Source organism: Streptomyces sp. NPDC002276, assembly GCF_053891435.1.
Window position 1 is genome coordinate 100,888 of the sequence record NZ_JBSFCQ010000001.1, and the last position, 14,913, is coordinate 115,800.

At 70.1% G+C, this 14,913-nt stretch carries 12 protein-coding genes and 1 pseudogene; 10 read left to right on the forward strand and 3 right to left on the reverse strand.

Going from position 1 to position 14,913, the window contains the following annotated elements:
- Positions 1 to 140 precede the first annotated feature (140 nt).
- The 7 genes from ACWIHT_RS00485 (at position 141) to ACWIHT_RS00515 (ending at position 8,722) form a co-directional block, all read left to right on the forward strand.
- Entirely contained in the window at positions 141 to 818 is a 678-nt protein-coding gene (locus ACWIHT_RS00485; protein ID WP_033278612.1) for a FadR/GntR family transcriptional regulator, read from the forward strand.
- Positions 815 to 2,299, forward strand: a complete 1,485-nt coding sequence (locus ACWIHT_RS00490) for an amino acid permease (protein ID WP_456162844.1) — start codon at positions 815 to 817, stop codon at positions 2,297 to 2,299. Before ACWIHT_RS00485 ends, ACWIHT_RS00490 begins: the two co-directional genes overlap by 4 nt.
- A gap of 32 nt (positions 2,300 to 2,331) precedes the next feature.
- Positions 2,332 to 3,351: an asparaginase gene (locus ACWIHT_RS00495; RefSeq protein WP_456162846.1), complete on the forward strand. Its 1,020-nt coding sequence runs from the start codon at positions 2,332 to 2,334 to the stop codon at positions 3,349 to 3,351.
- A gap of 92 nt (positions 3,352 to 3,443) precedes the next feature.
- Entirely contained in the window at positions 3,444 to 4,853 is a 1,410-nt protein-coding gene (gene aspA, locus ACWIHT_RS00500) for an aspartate ammonia-lyase (protein WP_456162848.1), read from the forward strand.
- A 35-nt stretch (positions 4,854 to 4,888) separates the two neighbouring features.
- On the forward strand, positions 4,889 to 5,821 hold the full coding sequence (locus tag ACWIHT_RS00505; protein ID WP_456162850.1) for a glutaminase: 933 nt from the start codon (positions 4,889 to 4,891) through the stop codon (positions 5,819 to 5,821).
- Between the two features lie 133 nt (positions 5,822 to 5,954).
- Positions 5,955 to 7,349 (forward strand): polyprenol phosphomannose-dependent alpha 1,6 mannosyltransferase MptB, encoded by a 1,395-nt coding sequence (gene mptB, locus ACWIHT_RS00510; RefSeq protein WP_456162852.1) that lies wholly within the window; start codon positions 5,955 to 5,957, stop codon positions 7,347 to 7,349.
- The gene (locus ACWIHT_RS00515) at positions 7,346 to 8,722 is read left to right on the forward strand and encodes a glycosyltransferase 87 family protein (protein ID WP_456162854.1); all 1,377 of its coding nucleotides are present in this window, start codon (positions 7,346 to 7,348) and stop codon (positions 8,720 to 8,722) included. Before mptB ends, ACWIHT_RS00515 begins: the two co-directional genes overlap by 4 nt.
- Before the next feature lie 59 nt (positions 8,723 to 8,781).
- Here ACWIHT_RS00515 and ACWIHT_RS00520 read toward each other — a convergent pair.
- The 3 genes and pseudogenes from ACWIHT_RS00520 to ACWIHT_RS00530 all read right to left on the reverse strand — a co-directional run.
- A pseudogene (locus tag ACWIHT_RS00520) lies at positions 8,782 to 9,558 on the reverse strand (D-alanyl-D-alanine carboxypeptidase family protein); the annotation flags it as partial.
- A gap of 174 nt (positions 9,559 to 9,732) precedes the next feature.
- Positions 9,733 to 10,872, reverse strand: a complete 1,140-nt coding sequence (rho, locus tag ACWIHT_RS00525; protein WP_456162856.1) for a transcription termination factor Rho — start codon at positions 10,870 to 10,872, stop codon at positions 9,733 to 9,735.
- 287 nt (positions 10,873 to 11,159) lie between these two features.
- Positions 11,160 to 11,987 (reverse strand): class I SAM-dependent methyltransferase, encoded by an 828-nt coding sequence (locus ACWIHT_RS00530; protein WP_456162858.1) that lies wholly within the window; start codon positions 11,985 to 11,987, stop codon positions 11,160 to 11,162.
- Positions 11,988 to 12,154: 167 nt separating this feature from the next.
- On the opposite strand from ACWIHT_RS00530, the gene ACWIHT_RS00535 reads away from it, so the two are divergent.
- From ACWIHT_RS00535 to ACWIHT_RS00545, 3 genes are read left to right on the forward strand one after another with little or no spacing between them, the layout of a single operon-like run.
- Positions 12,155 to 12,925 (forward strand): SDR family NAD(P)-dependent oxidoreductase, encoded by a 771-nt coding sequence (locus tag ACWIHT_RS00535; protein ID WP_456162860.1) that lies wholly within the window; start codon positions 12,155 to 12,157, stop codon positions 12,923 to 12,925.
- Positions 12,926 to 12,931: 6 nt separating this feature from the next.
- The gene (locus tag ACWIHT_RS00540; protein ID WP_399119176.1) at positions 12,932 to 13,345 is read left to right on the forward strand and encodes a VOC family protein; all 414 of its coding nucleotides are present in this window, start codon (positions 12,932 to 12,934) and stop codon (positions 13,343 to 13,345) included.
- Between the two features lie 29 nt (positions 13,346 to 13,374).
- Positions 13,375 to 14,889 carry an MFS transporter gene (locus tag ACWIHT_RS00545; protein WP_456162862.1) on the forward strand — a complete coding sequence of 505 codons (1,515 nt, stop codon included), beginning with the start codon at positions 13,375 to 13,377 and terminating at the stop codon, positions 14,887 to 14,889.
- Positions 14,890 to 14,913: the final 24 nt, after the last annotated feature.

Genomic DNA, 14,913 nt, shown 5'->3' on the forward strand with positions numbered 1-14,913 from the left:
AGCCGGATTTTCAGGCTTCACGCCCTCTGTATTTTTCTTTTCCGACCGCTTGACAGCACTGTCCCGTCACCCGCAGGATCACGTCCGTGAACCTGTCAGACAGCCAGACAGGTGGAGTCGGACCGCGGCGCGTCAGCGCCATGGAAGCGGTGCTCGTCCACCTCCGCGGCGCCATCGAGCGCGGCGACTACGCCATCGGCGACAAGCTGCCCTCCGAGGCCGAGCTGTGCCGCACCCTGGAGATCAGCCGACCCGTGCTCCGCGAGGCCCTGCGCGCCTTGCAGACCATGGGCCTGACCGTCTCCAAGACCGGCAAGGGCACCTTCGTGGTCGCCAACGCCGTGGAGGACCCCACCTTCGGCGACTACGCGGCCAGCGACCTGCTGGAAGTGCGCCGCCACGTCGAGATCCCGGTCGCCGGGTACGCGGCACTGCGCCGCACCCCGGAGAACCTGGACCACCTGGCCCACCTCCTGGACCGCATGGAACAGGAGACGGACACCACCGCGTGGGTCGCGATGGACACCCTCTTCCACCTCGCGGTGGCGGAGGCCGCGCAGAACCCGGTGTTCCGCCGGGTGATCGAGGAGATCCGCGACGCGCTGGCCCGCCAGTCCGCGTTCCTCAACGAACTCGGCGGCCGGCGCGAGCAGTCCAACCGCGAGCACCGGGCGATCGTCGAGGCGCTGATCGACGGCAGCGAGCCGGACGCCGTCGAGGCCATGTCCCACCACCTCGACCGGGTCGAGACGACCCTCACCGACATCGTGCGCCCCGCGCGCACGAACACCCCCACGGAAGGCGGACCCGAGGCGTGAGCGAGCAGTCCCTGCACGGCAGCGAGCAGCCCCTGCGTGACGGCGAACAGCCCGTCCGCGGCGGCGTGCAGAAACGATCCGGCCATGTCGACGCCGGAGACGCCGGCTACAGCAAGTCCCTGAAGTCCCGGCACGTCAACATGATCGCCATCGGCGGCGCGATCGGCACCGGCCTCTTCCTCGGCGCGGGCGGTCGCCTGGCCGACGCGGGCCCCTCCCTCTTCATCGCGTACGCGGTCTGCGGCCTCTTCGCCTTCCTCGTCGTCCGCGCCCTGGGCGAACTCGTCCTCTACCGGCCCTCGTCCGGCGCCTTCGTGTCGTACGCCCGCGAGTTCCTCGGCGAGAAGGGCGCCTACATAGCGGGCTGGATGTACTTCCTGAACTGGGCCACCACCGGCATCGCCGACATCACCGCCGTGGCCGTGTACACCCACTACTGGGGCATGTTCTCCGACATCCCTCAATGGTTGATCGCATTGATCGCCCTCGCGGTCGTCCTGACCGTCAACTTGATCTCTGTACGGCTCTTCGGCGAGCTTGAGTTCTGGTTCGCGATCATCAAGGTCAGCGCGCTCGTCGTCTTCATGCTGATCGGCATCTTCCTGCTGGCCACCCAGCACCAGGTCGACGGCACCACCCCCGGCCCGTCCCTGATCACCGACAACGGCGGCATCTTCCCCAACGGCATGCTGCCCATGCTCCTGATCATCCAGGGCGTCGTCTTCGCCTACGCCTCCGTCGAGCTGGTCGGCGTCGCCGCCGGCGAGACCGAGAACCCCGAGAAGATCATGCCGAAGGCGATCAACTCGATCATGTGGCGCGTCGGCCTCTTCTACGTCGGCTCCGTGCTCCTGCTGTCGATGCTGCTGCCCTGGAACAAGTACAGCGCCGGCCAGAGCCCCTTCGTGACCGTGCTGTCGAACATCGGCATCCCGGCCGCGGGCGGCGTCATGAACCTCGTCGTCCTCACCGCGGCCATGTCCTCGCTCAACTCCGGCCTCTACTCCACCGGCCGCATCCTCCGCTCCATGGCGATGTCCGGCTCGGCCCCCAAGTTCACCTCGGTGATGAGCCGCAGCCAGGTCCCCTACGGCGGCATCCTGCTCACCAGCGGCATCTGCGTCCTCGGAGTCGGCCTCAACTACGTGGTCCCGGCGGACGCGTTCGAGATCGTGCTCAACTTCGCCGCGATCGGCATCCTCGCCACCTGGGGCATGATCATGCTCTGCCACCTCCTCTTCTGGCGGAAGACCGAGAAGGGCGAACTCTCCCGGCCCAGCTACCGGTTGCCGGGTTCCCCCTGGACCGAACTCGTGACGCTGGCCTTCCTCGCCTCCGTCCTGGTCCTCATGTACGCCGACGGCGGCGCCGGACGCACCACCGTGCTGTGTCTGCCGCTGATCGCCGCCGCGCTGGTCGCCGGATGGTTCGCCGTCCGCCGCCGCGTGGCGAGCACGTCCACCACCGCACCCGACGCGTGAGACCCACGCCGTCCTGACCCTGACAGGCAGTGATGTACAGCAGTCCCCTCGCGGACCCACCCCTCATCCGTGAACCCCTCCACGCACCCGTCGCCCACCTCATACGCGGCGGAATGATCGAGGGCATCCACTACGGCTCCGTCGTCGTCCTCGACACCGACGGACAGGTCCAGCTCCAACTCGGCGACATCGAGGCCGCGTTCTATCCGCGCTCGGCGATCAAGCCCGTCCAGGCCGTCGCCATGGTGCGGGCGGGACTGCCGCTCGACGGCGAACTGCTCTCGCTCGCCGCCGCCAGCCACTCCGGCGAGGAACGCCACCTCGCCGGGACCCGGCGCATCCTCGAACTCGCGGGGCTGACCGAGGACGCTCTGCGCAACGTTCCGGATCTGCCCTTCGACCCTGTCGTTCGTGACGCGTGGGTCCGTGAGGGGCGGCTGCCGTCGCGGCTCGCGCAGAACTGCTCCGGGAAGCATGCGGCGATGCTGTACGTGTCGAAGCTCAATGGCTGGTCGCTCGACGACTATCTCGATCCCGCGCACCCGCTTCAGCAGGCGATCGCGGAGATCGTCGAGGATCTCACCGGGCAGCGGATCGCTCGGGTGAGTGTGGATGGGTGCGGGGCTCCTTTGTTCTCCATCTCGCTGCACGGGCTTGCGCGGGCCGTTTCGCGGATTACCACCGCCGCGCCGGGTACGCCCGAGGCTCGGGTCGCGGATGCGATGCGGGAGTTCGCCGAGATGGCGTCCGGGGCCGGGCGGGATGTCGCCGCGTTGATGCGGGCCGTTCCCGGGCTGTTGGCCAAGGACGGGTTCGAGGGTGTCGAGGTTGCCGCGTTGCCTGATGGGCGGGCGGTTGCGGTGAAGATCGCGGATGGGGCGAATCGGGCGCGTGTGCCTGTCGCTGCCGCTGGGCTTGTGCGGGCTGGGATTGACCCGGGGCAGCTTGCCGAGTTCGCGGGGGAGTCGTTGCTCGGGGGTGGGGAGCCGGTGGGGTGTGTGCGGCCTGTGCGGGCTCTGGACCCGGTGTCGCCGTTGTCCGCGTGTGCCTAGATCGGTTGTGGGGGATGTGCGGGTCCGTTGTGGCTGGTCGCGCCGTTCCCCGCGCCCCTAAGTGACCTGAACGATGTTGGAAAGAGGACCCCATGTCTGCCAGTACCCGTCGCGAACACGACCTCCTCGGGGACCGCGACGTTCCCGCCTCCGCCTACTGGGGTGTTCACACCCTCCGTGCCACGGAGAACTTCCCCATCACCGGGACGCCGATCTCCGTCTATCCGCACTTGATCAACGCTCTCGCCGCCGTCAAGGAGGCCGCCGCTCTCGCCAATGAGGAGTTGGGGCTGTTGTCGGCGGAGAAGACGGCCGCCATTGTCGCCGCGTGCCGGGAGATCCGGGACGGGAAGCTGCACGACCAGTTCGTCGTGGACGTGGTGCAGGGTGGGGCCGGTACCTCCACCAACATGAACGCCAACGAGGTTGTCGCCAACCGGGCGTTGGAGTTGCTGGGGCACGGCAAGGGTGAGTACCAGTACCTGCACCCCAATGAGGACGTCAACCTCGGGCAGTCGACCAATGACGTGTATCCGACCGCGGTCAAGGTCGCGACGGTCTTCGCCGTCCATGGGTTGATCGAGTCAATGGTTGTTCTTCAGAGCGCGTTCGCCCGTAAGGCCGTCGAGTTCCGTGATGTGCTCAAGATGGGCCGTACACAGTTGCAGGACGCGGTGCCGATGACGCTCGGTCAAGAGTTCTCGGCGTATGCGGTCATGATTGACGAGGATCGTCAACGTCTTGACGAGGCTGTCCAGTTGATCCATGAGATCAACCTGGGGGCCACGGCCATCGGGACCGGACTCAATGCGCCGGCCGGGTACGCGGAGTCGGCTCGGAAGCATCTCTCGGACATCACCGGGCTCCCGCTGGTGACCGCGGCCAACCTGGTCGAGGCCACGCAGGACTGCGGGGCGTTCGTGCAGATGTCGGGTGTGCTGAAGCGGGTCGCGGTCAAGCTCTCCAAGAGCTGCAACGACCTGCGGCTGCTGTCCTCGGGGCCGCGCGCGGGGCTCGGGGAGATCAACCTGCCGCCGGTGCAGGCCGGTTCGAGCATCATGCCCGGCAAGGTCAACCCGGTGATCCCCGAAGTCGTCAACCAGGTCGCCTTCGAGGTGATCGGCAACGACGTCACCATCACGATGGCCGCCGAGGCCGGACAACTCCAGCTCAACGCGTTCGAGCCGATCATCCTGCACTCGCTGTCGGAGAGCATCACGCATCTGCGCGCCGCCTGCCTCACGCTCGCCGAGCGCTGCGTGGACGGCATCACCGCCAACACCGAGGCGCTGCGCGCGAGCGTGGAGAACTCCATCGGCCTGGTGACCGCGCTCAACCCGCACATCGGGTACACGGCCGCCACCGACATCGCCAAGGAGGCCCTCGCCACCGGCCGGGGCGTGGCCGAACTCGTCCTGGAGAAGGGCCTGTTGCCCGCCGAGACCCTCGCGGCCCTGCTGCGCCCCGAGGTCCTGGCCGGCAGTGGCTCCGCGGCCGTCTGACCGCGGACGCGCACCAGGACCGGCCCGGAGGCACAATGGTGATCATGTCCCCCTCGATGACCTTCCAGCCGGTCCTGGAGCGCATCGCCGGCGAGATAGAGCGGACCCCCGGTCGCGGCCGGCCCGCCGACTACATCCCGGCGCTCGCCGCCTGCGACCCGCGCAGCTTCGGCATGGCCGTCGCGGAACTGGACGGCACGGTGTACGGCGTGGGGGACTGGCGGCAGCCGTTCTCCACGCAGTCCATCACCAAGGTCTTCACCCTCGCCCTCGACCTCGCCCGTGAGGGCGACGAACTCTGGGAGCACGTGGGCCGCGAGCCCTCCGGCAACCCCTTCAACTCCCTTGTCCAGTTGGAGTACGAGAGCGGCATCCCGCGCAACCCGTTCATCAACGCGGGCGCGCTCGTCGTCACCGACCGCCTCCAGACCCGTACCGGAGACGCGGCGGGCGAACTGCTGGCCTTCCTGCGCGCGGAGAGCGATAACCCGTCCCTCGACTTCGACAAGGAGGTCGCCGCCTCCGAGTCCGCGCACGGCGACCGCAACGCTGCCCTCGCCCACTTCATGAAGTCCTACGGCAACATCGACAACGAGGTGCCCGTCCTCCTGGACCAGTACTTCCGGCAGTGCTCCATCATGGCGTCCTGCGCCGACCTCGCCCTCGCCGCCGGTTTCCTGGCCCGGCACGGCAGCCGCGCCGACGGCACCCGGCTGCTCACCCTCACCCAGGCCAAGCAGGTCAACGCGGTGATGCTGACCTGCGGGACGTACGACGCGGCGGGCGAGTTCGCCTATCGGGTGGGGCTGCCCGGCAAGAGCGGTGTGGGCGGCGGGATCATCGCCGTAGTACCGGGCCGTTGCACAATCGCCGTGTGGAGTCCGGGACTTGACGAGCGGGGGAACTCGGTGGCCGGGGTCGCGGCCCTGGACCGGTTCACGACGCTGACCGGAGTGTCGGTGTTCTGACCGGAGCCCCACACACGGCGAATCCACGGGTACCGAGGCCCGATCACACGGAGGTCACGCGCAGTCCGCCGCACGGAGAGCGGGGCGTCGCTTTCCCGCCATCCGGCGTTGACACGCTGAACGAGTGTTGGCCATGGCTTTTCCCGTCGATCTCCGCCGCTGCCAGGTACTCGGTCTGGCCGGTACCGCCGTCCTCGCGCTGGGCGGCGAGACGGCCGGCGCACTTCCGTCCGCCGACCTCTTCTCCCCGGCCTCCGCGCAGGCCGCGCTGGGGCTGGTCGGGGTCTACTTCGGTGTCGTCCTGCTGATAGCGGCCTGGCTGCTGCTGGGCAAGCTGATCCGCAGCGCCGACCCGCCGACCCCGCGCTCCCTGCTGCTGGTCCTCGCCGTATGGGCGGCCCCGCTGCTGCTCGCGCCGCCGCTGTTCAGCCGGGACGTGTACAGCTACCTCGCGCAGGGCGCCATGGTCGACGCCCACATGGACGTCTACGCGCACGGCCCCGCCGCGCTCGGCGGCCCCCTCGCCGACGAGGTCGCCCCCCTGTGGCAGCACACCGGGGCGCCGTACGGCCCGGTGTTCCTCGCCCTGGCCTCCGGCCTGTCCGGACTGACCCGGGGCCAGCTCCCCGCCGGGCTCTTCGGGATGCGGCTCGTCGCCCTGCTCGGAGTGGGCCTGATGGCCGCCGCCCTGCCCCGGCTCGCCCGGCACAGCGGAGCCGACCCGGCCGCCGCGCTCTGGCTGGGCGCGCTCAACCCGCTGGTGCTGCTCCACCTGGTCGCGGGCGCCCACAACGACGCGATCATGCTCGGGCTGCTCGGCATAGGCCTGGTCGCCGCGCGCGGCCGATGGCCGATCCTGGGCGCCGTACTCGTCACGCTCGCCGCTCTCGTCAAGGCCCCCGCAGCGCTAGGGCTCGCCGCGGTCGTGCTGCTCCAGATCCGCGCGGGCCGCAGCCCCGCCAAGGCCGTCACGACGACCGTCGTCGCGTCCGCGGTCACCACGGTCGCCGCCACGGCCGTCGCGGGAACGGGCTACGGCTGGATCGGCGCCCTCGACACACCCGTCTCGGCGCACAACTGGGCCCTCACCAGCCTCCTCGGCCGCGCCACCGGCGCCCTGCTCGAACACCTCGGCAGCGGCCTCGCCCCCTTCGCGATCCCGGCCTGGCACGCCCTCGGACTCGCGGTCACCGGCGCGGCCATCCTCGCCATATGGTTCCGCCTGCGCCCCAGCCCGGTCTACGCGCTCGGCCTGAGCCTCGCGGTCGTGGCCGCCTTCGGCCCGGCGATCCGCCCCTGGTACGCCCTGTGGGGTCTCTTCCTCATCGCCGCCGCCGCGCCCAGCACATCCGTACGCCATCGGGTGGCCGCCGTGACCGGCGTCCTCGCGCTCGCCGTCCTGCCCAGCGGCGGACCCGCCGACATCGGACAACTCGTGCTGGCCGTCTCCGGCGGCGTCCTCGCGATCGTCGTCCTGTGGCAGGCCCGCCAGGCGGCCGAGGCCCCGGCCCTGGGACGTACGGCATGAGAACACCCGCCACCGACCGCGGCCGCATCCTCCTGGTGCTGGCCCTCGCCACCACGGTCACCGTCTTCACCGCGACCGTCCCACTGCTGCGCGACTGGTTCGACCTGCGCGTCTACTACGGCACCGTCCACACCTGGCTCCACCACGGCGGCCGGATCTACGACTACCACGTGCCCGGGACGACCTACGGCTTCACCTACCCGCCGTTCGCCGCCGTCAGCATGGCCCCGATGGGCTACCTCGGACTCGGCGGCGCGATCGCCGCCGCCCTGGTCCTCAACCTCGCGGCACTCGCCGTCGTGCTGCGCATCCTGGCCGGTCCCGGATGGCGGCGCTACGGCTGGTTCGGGTGGGCCCTGGTGGCCTGCGGTCTCGCGCTGTTCGAGCCGTTGCGCGACACCTTCAGCTTCGGGCAGGTCAACCTCCTGCTGCTGGCCCTCGTCCTCGGCGACGGCTGGCTGCTCTCCACCGGCCGGGGCCGCTGGGCGGGCGTCGGCATCGGCCTCGCGGCGGCCATCAAGCTCACACCGGCGCTCTTCATCGGCCTGCTGCTGGTGGCCAGACGCTGGAAAGCCGCCGCGGTGGCGACGGCTGTGGCGCTCGCGGCGACCGGGCTCGCGGCCCTGGTGGTCCCGAGCGCCTCGAAGTTCTACTGGACCCAGGCCATGTGGGACACCACCCGAGTGGGCCGCCTCGACTACGTCTCCAACCAGTCCCTGCAAGGCGTCCTGGCCCGCCTCGGCGAGACCGGCCGCCCACTGTGGGCGACGGTCGTGCTGCTCGTGCTGTGCGTGTGGGCGGTGCGGGTCCGGCGCGCGGTCGTCGCGGGGGACTGGACGGCCGCCTTCGCGCTGACCGGACTGACCGCGTGTCTGATCAGCCCGATCACCTGGGTGCACCATCTCGTGTGGCTGCTGCCCGCGTTCGCCGTGCTGGTCCGCGCCGGGCATCGGAGGATCGCGTTCGCCCTGTACGCGGTGATGTGCACCAGCGTCGTATGGCTGTGGTTCGACGACTCCTCGGGCATCGACGGCTTCCTCGGCAGCAACACCTACACCTGGGTCACGCTCGCCCTGCTGCTGTGGCTGCCGACCGGTCAGGCCCCGGGAAGCCGCCGGCCCTTCAGTCGCAACGCCAGCACGACCGCGCCCGCGCCGAGCACGGCGGCTGCCACGACCGCGGCCGTCTCCGCCCACCCCGGACCCTCGTCCGGCGCGACCGTGGCGGCCACCGGTACGGCGGCGGGACCCGGCCTCGGGCTCGTCCGCAACGCGTCCAGCGAACCCACCGGATCGACCCGCCCGGCCGCCGCGAAACCCCAGTCGAGCAGCTCGCGCGCCTCCTCGTACACGGTGAAGCCGCCGCCCGCCTGAGGGTTCATCACCGTGACGACGAGCGACCGCTCGCCCCGACGCGCCGCCGCGACCAGCGTGTTGCCCGCGTGGGTCGTGTAGCCGTTCTTGACACCGATGAGCCCCGGATACGGCTCGACACCGTCGTTGCCGGTCAGCAGCCGGTTGGTGTTCTGGATCGCGTACGACGATCCGTCACCCGGGAACTCGGCCTCGGCGGTGGAGCAGTACCGCGCGAAGTCCGCGTTGCGCAGTCCGGCCCGGCCGAACACCGCGAGGTCGAAGGCGGAGGACACCTGGCCGTCGGTGTCGTAGCCGTCCGGCGAGATGACATGCGTGTCGAGCGCGCCCAGGGAACGAGCTTTGGCCTGCATCCGGGCGGCCGTGGCGTCCCAGCCGCCGTTGAGCGAGGCCAGGACGTGCACGGCGTCGTTCCCGGAGTTGAGGAAGACTCCCCGCCACAGGTCGGCGACGCGGTATGTGTGGCCCTCCTCCACCCCGACCAGGCTGCTGCCCTCGCCGATGCCGGCCAGGTCCTGTTCGGTGACGCGGTGCCGGAGCCCTCCGGGCAGGGTGGGGAGGACGGTCAGGGCGAACAGTGTCTTCAGGGTGCTGGCGGGCGGGAGTCTGCGATGCGCGTCGTGGGAGGCCAGGACTTCGCCGGTGTTGGTGTCTGCGACCAGCCAGGAGAGGGCGGAGATGTCCGGGAGTTGGGGGGCGCCGGGGTGGGGGTGGACCTGGGTGCTGGGATCCGGCCCGGTGGTGGCTGTCGCCGCGGTGGGGGTGAACGCGAGGACGCTCGTCAGGCAGAGGGCGCAGGCTGACATGGCGATCCGGGGTGAGAATCCGATTGTCATACCGGCAAACGTAGGAACGGAGTCGTCGTAGACGGCGATGGCGGGGCCGGGCGGGGTGAGTGTGCACCCGGATGCGCTAGTGATTTGTCTGCGGGCCGGTGGGGGCTGGGCGCGCCCACGCGGCGGAGCCGCATATCGATACAGCCCCGCGCCCCCAAAAGACCGAGGCTGAGGTCAGCTGGAAGGCAGCGTGGGCTGGATCCGGCGCAGGAACGTCGCGTTGTCCGGAGTCTCCCGCATGCGCTCCAGCAGGGTCTCCGTGCTGCTCTGGCCGTCCCTGTTCTGGAGGACGCGGCGCAGGCCTCGTACCGCCGTCAACTCGGCGGGAGTGAGCAGGAGTTCCTCGCGGCGGGTGCCGGACGGGTTGATCTCGACGGCCGGGAACACCCGGCGGGAGGCCAGCTCGCGGCTGAGGCGGAGCTCCATGTTGCCGGTGCTCTTCAGCTCCTCGAAGTAGAAGTCGTCGGCACGGGAGCCGGTCTCTACGAGGGCCGTCGCCAGGATGGTGAGCGAGCCGCCCTCCTCGGCGAGGCGGGCGGCGCCGAAGAACTTCTTCGGGCCGATCAGCGCGGTCGCGTCGACACCGCCGCTGAGGGTACGGCCGCCGGAGGCCGCCGCGTTGTTGTGCGCCCGGCAGAGGCGGGTGAGGGAGTCGAGGAGGATCACTACGTCCTCGCCGGCCTCGACGAGCCGCTTGGCCCGTTCGATCACCAGCTCGGCCAGCGCGATGTGCTGCTTCGGGGCCTTGTCGAAGGTGGAGGCGTACACCTCGCCGCGCACGGAGCGCCGCATGTCGGTGACCTCCTCGGGGCGTTCGTCGAGCAGAACCACCATGAGGCGGGCCTCGGGGTGGTTGCCGGCGACGGCCGCCGCGATCTGCTGGAGCAGGACGGTCTTGCCGGTCTTGGGCGGGGCCACGATCAGCCCGCGCTGGCCCTTGCCGACGGGGGCGATCAGGTCGGCGACGCGTCCGGTGAGTCCGGCCGCCGGGTGTTCGAGGTGCAGCCGCTCACGCGGGTGCAGCGGGGTGAGGTCGCGGAAGTGGCGTCGGCCGCGCAGTTCGTCGGGCGTGCGCCCGTTGACGAACGCGACTTCGGTCAGGGCGCGCTGCCCGCCGCGGACGCCTTCCACGAGGTCGCCCTTGCGCAGGCCGTGACGGCGGATCAGCGCGGGGGCGACCTGGAGGTCGGTGGGCGAGGGCTGGCAGTCCAGAGCCCTCAGGTGCCCCTTCCCGTTGCCGTCGATGTCGAGGACACCGGTCGCGGTCTGGGTGCGGGGCTGTTCCTGTACGGGGGGTTCGAGTGTGGTGGTCATGATGGGTGGTCCTTTCAAGGACGGTTGCATGTGTCATGCGGAAGGAAGGGGGAGAAGCCGCAGAGGGAGGGCGCATGAGCGCTCCTCGGGGCGGCGGGAACATCACCTCGGGTGCGGCGGAAGAACGCCGGTCACGAAGTGGTGTGAAGAAGCCGGAGTGCCGGTCGGAATCGACGGGCCTGTCGGCGGAGGAGAAGTGGTACTGGCACCGGCGCCCAGAACGGGGCGTACACAAGTGCTGACCGCACCGTAGCACACCCGGTGCGGTTCTGGATGTGAGGTGCGCCTCAGCGGCTCGCCAGGAGGCCGTACAGGAGGGGGATCCGCGGCTCTGGCAGTCGCCACCAGCCGGTCGGGGTCCGGACCATCTGCGGCCAGCGCGGCCACGGCAGTTCGTCGCTCTCGCGGAGCCGTCGGATGTTCAGTCCCGCAGTCGTCAACGCGTTGATGACCTCGTCTATTCCGTGCATCCACTCATAGCTGTCGGTCGCGTCCGCGACGGCCGGGCCGTCGGTGTACGTGAACGTCGCGTCCCGGTGCACCGGACCGCCGCCGCCCAGGTAGTCGTGGCGCAGCAGGAGTTCCGGTCCCTCACCCGGATTCGGCTTCGGGCCCAGGGAGTTGAGGAGGGGGTGGAACTCGACGATGTACAACAGGCCGCCGGGGCGCAGGAGTTGGGCGATCACGTCGGCCCAGCGCGGGAGGTCGGGCAGATAGCACAGGGCGCCCTTGCCGGTGTAGACGATGTCGAACTGCCGCTGTCCCAGGGCCTCGACGGCGTCGTACACATTCGCCTGGACGTAGTCGACATCGAGGTCAGCCTTCGCCGCGATGCCCTTCGCCGCCGTCACGGACGCCTCGGAGAAGTCGAGGCCGGTGGCGCGCGCACCGCGCCGCGCGAACGCGAGGGTCTCCGTGCCCAGGTGGCATTGGAGGTGGAGCACGTCACGGCTGGCCAGGTCGCCGAGGTCGTTCCACTCGAAGGGGGCGAACCAGCGGTCCGGGTCCGGGTCGCCGTCGAGGCCGTAGAAGCGGCTGGCGAGGTGGACGGGGGTGCGGGCGTCCCAGTTCGCCTGGTTGGCGCGCATCAGCCGGGCCTGGTCGTCGGTGCTCATGGGGACATCCTGCCGTGAAGCCGTGCGGAGTTCCCGGCTTCCCGCCTCATACCAGCCATACGAACCCCCGATGGCCCTTCGTTGACCCATTTCTTGTTCTGGTCAATGCCCGTACCTACGCTGCCACCACCGCACCACGGCGGCACGGGACAAGGGACTTGGCAATCATGGGTCGACTGGCCGGGAAAATCGCTTTCATCAGCGGAACGGGGGCAGGAATAGGGCGGGCCGCGGCGCAGATATTCGCGGCGGAGGGCGCCGAGGTTTTCGGCTGTGACATCGACGAGGACAGTGCCGCGGAAACCGTGGAACTCGTCGAAAAGGCCGGTGGAATCATGCGGTCCCTGGCACCCGTGGATCTGTCCACCCAGGACGGTGCCCGCGAGTGGATCGAGGCCGGGATCGCGGCCTTCGGCGGGATCGACATCCTCTACAACAACGCCTCCGCGCTGCGGAACGGCCCGTTCGAGACCATGCCCGCCGAGGACTGGTACTTCACCATCAGGAACGAGCTGGACATCCCCTACTTCTGCACCCAGGCCGCCTGGCCGCACCTGATCGCCCGTGGTGGCGGGGCCGTGCTCAACGTCGCCTCCGTGGCCGCCGTACGCGGGGCGCCGTTCATGCCGATGGTGCCCCACGGGGCCGCCAAGGGCGGGGTGTTGGCGATGAGCATGCACCTGTGCGCGGCCGGGGCGCCGCACCGCATCCGCGTCAACACCATCGCCCCCGGCATGACCCGCACCTCCGCCACCGCGCCCTTCCTCGACGATCCGGACGGCCCCAAGGCCCAGTTGGAGGCGCGGATCCCGGTCGGGCGGGTGGGGCAGCCCGAGGACATCGCGCGGGCCGCCGCCTTCCTCTGCTCCGACGAGGCGGCCTTCGTCAACGGCGCCAACCTCATGGTCGACGGCGGCGACAGCGCGATGGCGGGCTGAGCCGCCGTGACCGTCCGACTCGACCACGTGGGCGTCAACGTACGCGACCTGACCGCCCAAACCGCCTGGTACCAAGGGGCGTTCGGCCTGAAGACCGTCTTCGAGTTCCATCTCGAAGGACCGGGTCTGCGGGGTGTCGTCCTGGAGCATCCGCGGGGCTGGCGCATCGAGCTGCTCGCCAGACCCGGCTCCGCTCCCGGCCTTCGCGCGCCGGACCCGATGACCGCCGTACTCACCGAGGGATACGGGCACTTCGCGGTCACCACCCCCGAGCTCGACCCCGTCCACGAGGAGTTGGTGGCTCGTGGCGCGGGCGAGGTCATGGCACCCGGGCCGTCCCCCGAACCCGGAGTGCGCATGGCCTGGGTCAGTGACCCCGAGGGAAATCTCATCGAACTCATAGAGAAAAACGCAGAGTGAGGGCACGCACGATGACGGATTCGATCTCCTTGAAAAGACTGGACCCCGGAACGCTCATAGCGTGCTGTCTCGCGGTCGCGGCGGCACAGTTGTGCATTACCGTTCCCTCGCCCATCAACGGGGAAATCCAGGCCGCATTCGGCGCCTCGGGTTCCCAGGTCGCCTGGGTCACCTCCGCCTTCATTCTCCCCACCGCGATTCTGGAACTGAATTTCGGTGTGGTGGGCGATCTCTTCGGCCGCAAGCGGCTGTTGGTGCTCGGCGGGCTCGTCCTGGCGCTCGGTGAACTGCTCAACTCCACCTCGCAGAACATCACCATGATGTGGACCGGGCAGGCCCTGGCCGGCATCGGCGCCGCCGCGCTGTTCCCCAGCTCCCTCGCGGTCATCGCGGCGGCCACACCGGACGGCAAGGACCGGGCGAAAGCCGTCTCCACCTGGGCGCTGTCGATCTCCCTGGCCTCCGCGCTCGGCCCGCTGTCCTCCGGGATCCTCGCCACGGTCGCCGACTTCCGCTGGGCGTTCGTACCGCCGGTCGTCCTCGGTCTGATCGTCGCGGTCACCTCCTGGAAACTCGTCACCGACTCCAAGGCGCCCGAGGGCCGCGCGCTGGACTGGCCCGGGCAGATCACCATCGCCATCGGCCTGACCGCCCTGCTCTGGGGCGTCATCGAGGGCGGCGACCGCGGCTGGGGCAGCGCGGCGATCGTGGGCTCGCTGACCCTGGCGGCCGTCGCGCTCGTCGGGTTCGTCATCGCGGAGACCCGCGCGGCCTCCCCGATGTTCAACCTCGGACTGCTGAAGATCCCCTCGTTCGCGGCGGCGGCCGTCGTCGCCCTGGCCGGCATGTTCGGCTTCATCGGCACCGCCTACTGCGTCTCGATCCGGCTCGGCGCGGTGATGCACCTGAGCCCGCTGCGGGCCGGAATGCCCTTCGTGATCCTCCAGTTGATCCCGCTGCTGCTGGCCCCGGTGCTCAGCCGCATGCTCACGAGGATCGACGCCCGCTGGCTGCTGATGGGCGGCCTGCTGCCCATGGCCGCCGGACAGTTCTGGATCGCCGCCCTGCCCATCACCACCACCTCCCTCGCCGCCTTCATCGGCCCGGTGCTGCTGCTCGGCGTCGGCTTCATCTGCGTGGTGTCCTCGCTGACCTCCGCTGCCGTGAACGCCGTACCGATCAACATGACCGGCATGGCCAGCGGCGCGACCAGCCTGGTCCGCGAGTTCGGCCAGGGCCTCGGCCCGGCCGTCATCTCCACCATCGCGATGAGCGCCGCGTCCTCCGCGCTCGTCGGCAAGCTCAGCGGCGCCGACGCGGGCATGGAGAAGGCGGCCGGACCGCTCGCCGTAGTCAACGCGGGCAGCGCCTCGGCCAAGGCCGCCGCGCAGACCGCCCTCGGCCACGGCATGGCCCTCGGCGTGGTGATCTGCGGCTGCGCCTCGCTGCTGGGCGCGGTGGTCACCCTGCTGCTGGTGCGCAAGAACACCGAGCGCGCCGTCGTGGGCGCGGGGGAGCCGTCGGTGCAGGCGGCGACCGCCTAGGCCGTACGTCGTAGGAGGAGGCCG

What these genes read in the sequence shown, in the direction of transcription:
- ACWIHT_RS00485 (WP_033278612.1), top strand. Translation starts at nt 141, where the DNA reads ATGGAAGCGGTGCTCGTCCACCTCCGCGGCGCCATCGAGCGCGGCGAC.
- ACWIHT_RS00495 (WP_456162846.1), top strand. Translation starts at nt 2,332, where the DNA reads ATGTACAGCAGTCCCCTCGCGGACCCACCCCTCATCCGTGAACCCCTC.
- aspA (WP_456162848.1), top strand. Translation starts at nt 3,444, where the DNA reads ATGTCTGCCAGTACCCGTCGCGAACACGACCTCCTCGGGGACCGCGAC.
- ACWIHT_RS00505 (WP_456162850.1), top strand. Translation starts at nt 4,889, where the DNA reads ATGGTGATCATGTCCCCCTCGATGACCTTCCAGCCGGTCCTGGAGCGC.
- mptB (WP_456162852.1), top strand. Translation starts at nt 5,955, where the DNA reads ATGGCTTTTCCCGTCGATCTCCGCCGCTGCCAGGTACTCGGTCTGGCC.
- ACWIHT_RS00515 (WP_456162854.1), top strand. Translation starts at nt 7,346, where the DNA reads ATGAGAACACCCGCCACCGACCGCGGCCGCATCCTCCTGGTGCTGGCC.
- rho (WP_456162856.1), bottom strand. Translation starts at nt 10,872, where the DNA reads ATGACCACCACACTCGAACCCCCCGTACAGGAACAGCCCCGCACCCAG.
- ACWIHT_RS00530 (WP_456162858.1), bottom strand. Translation starts at nt 11,987, where the DNA reads ATGAGCACCGACGACCAGGCCCGGCTGATGCGCGCCAACCAGGCGAAC.
- ACWIHT_RS00535 (WP_456162860.1), top strand. Translation starts at nt 12,155, where the DNA reads ATGGGTCGACTGGCCGGGAAAATCGCTTTCATCAGCGGAACGGGGGCA.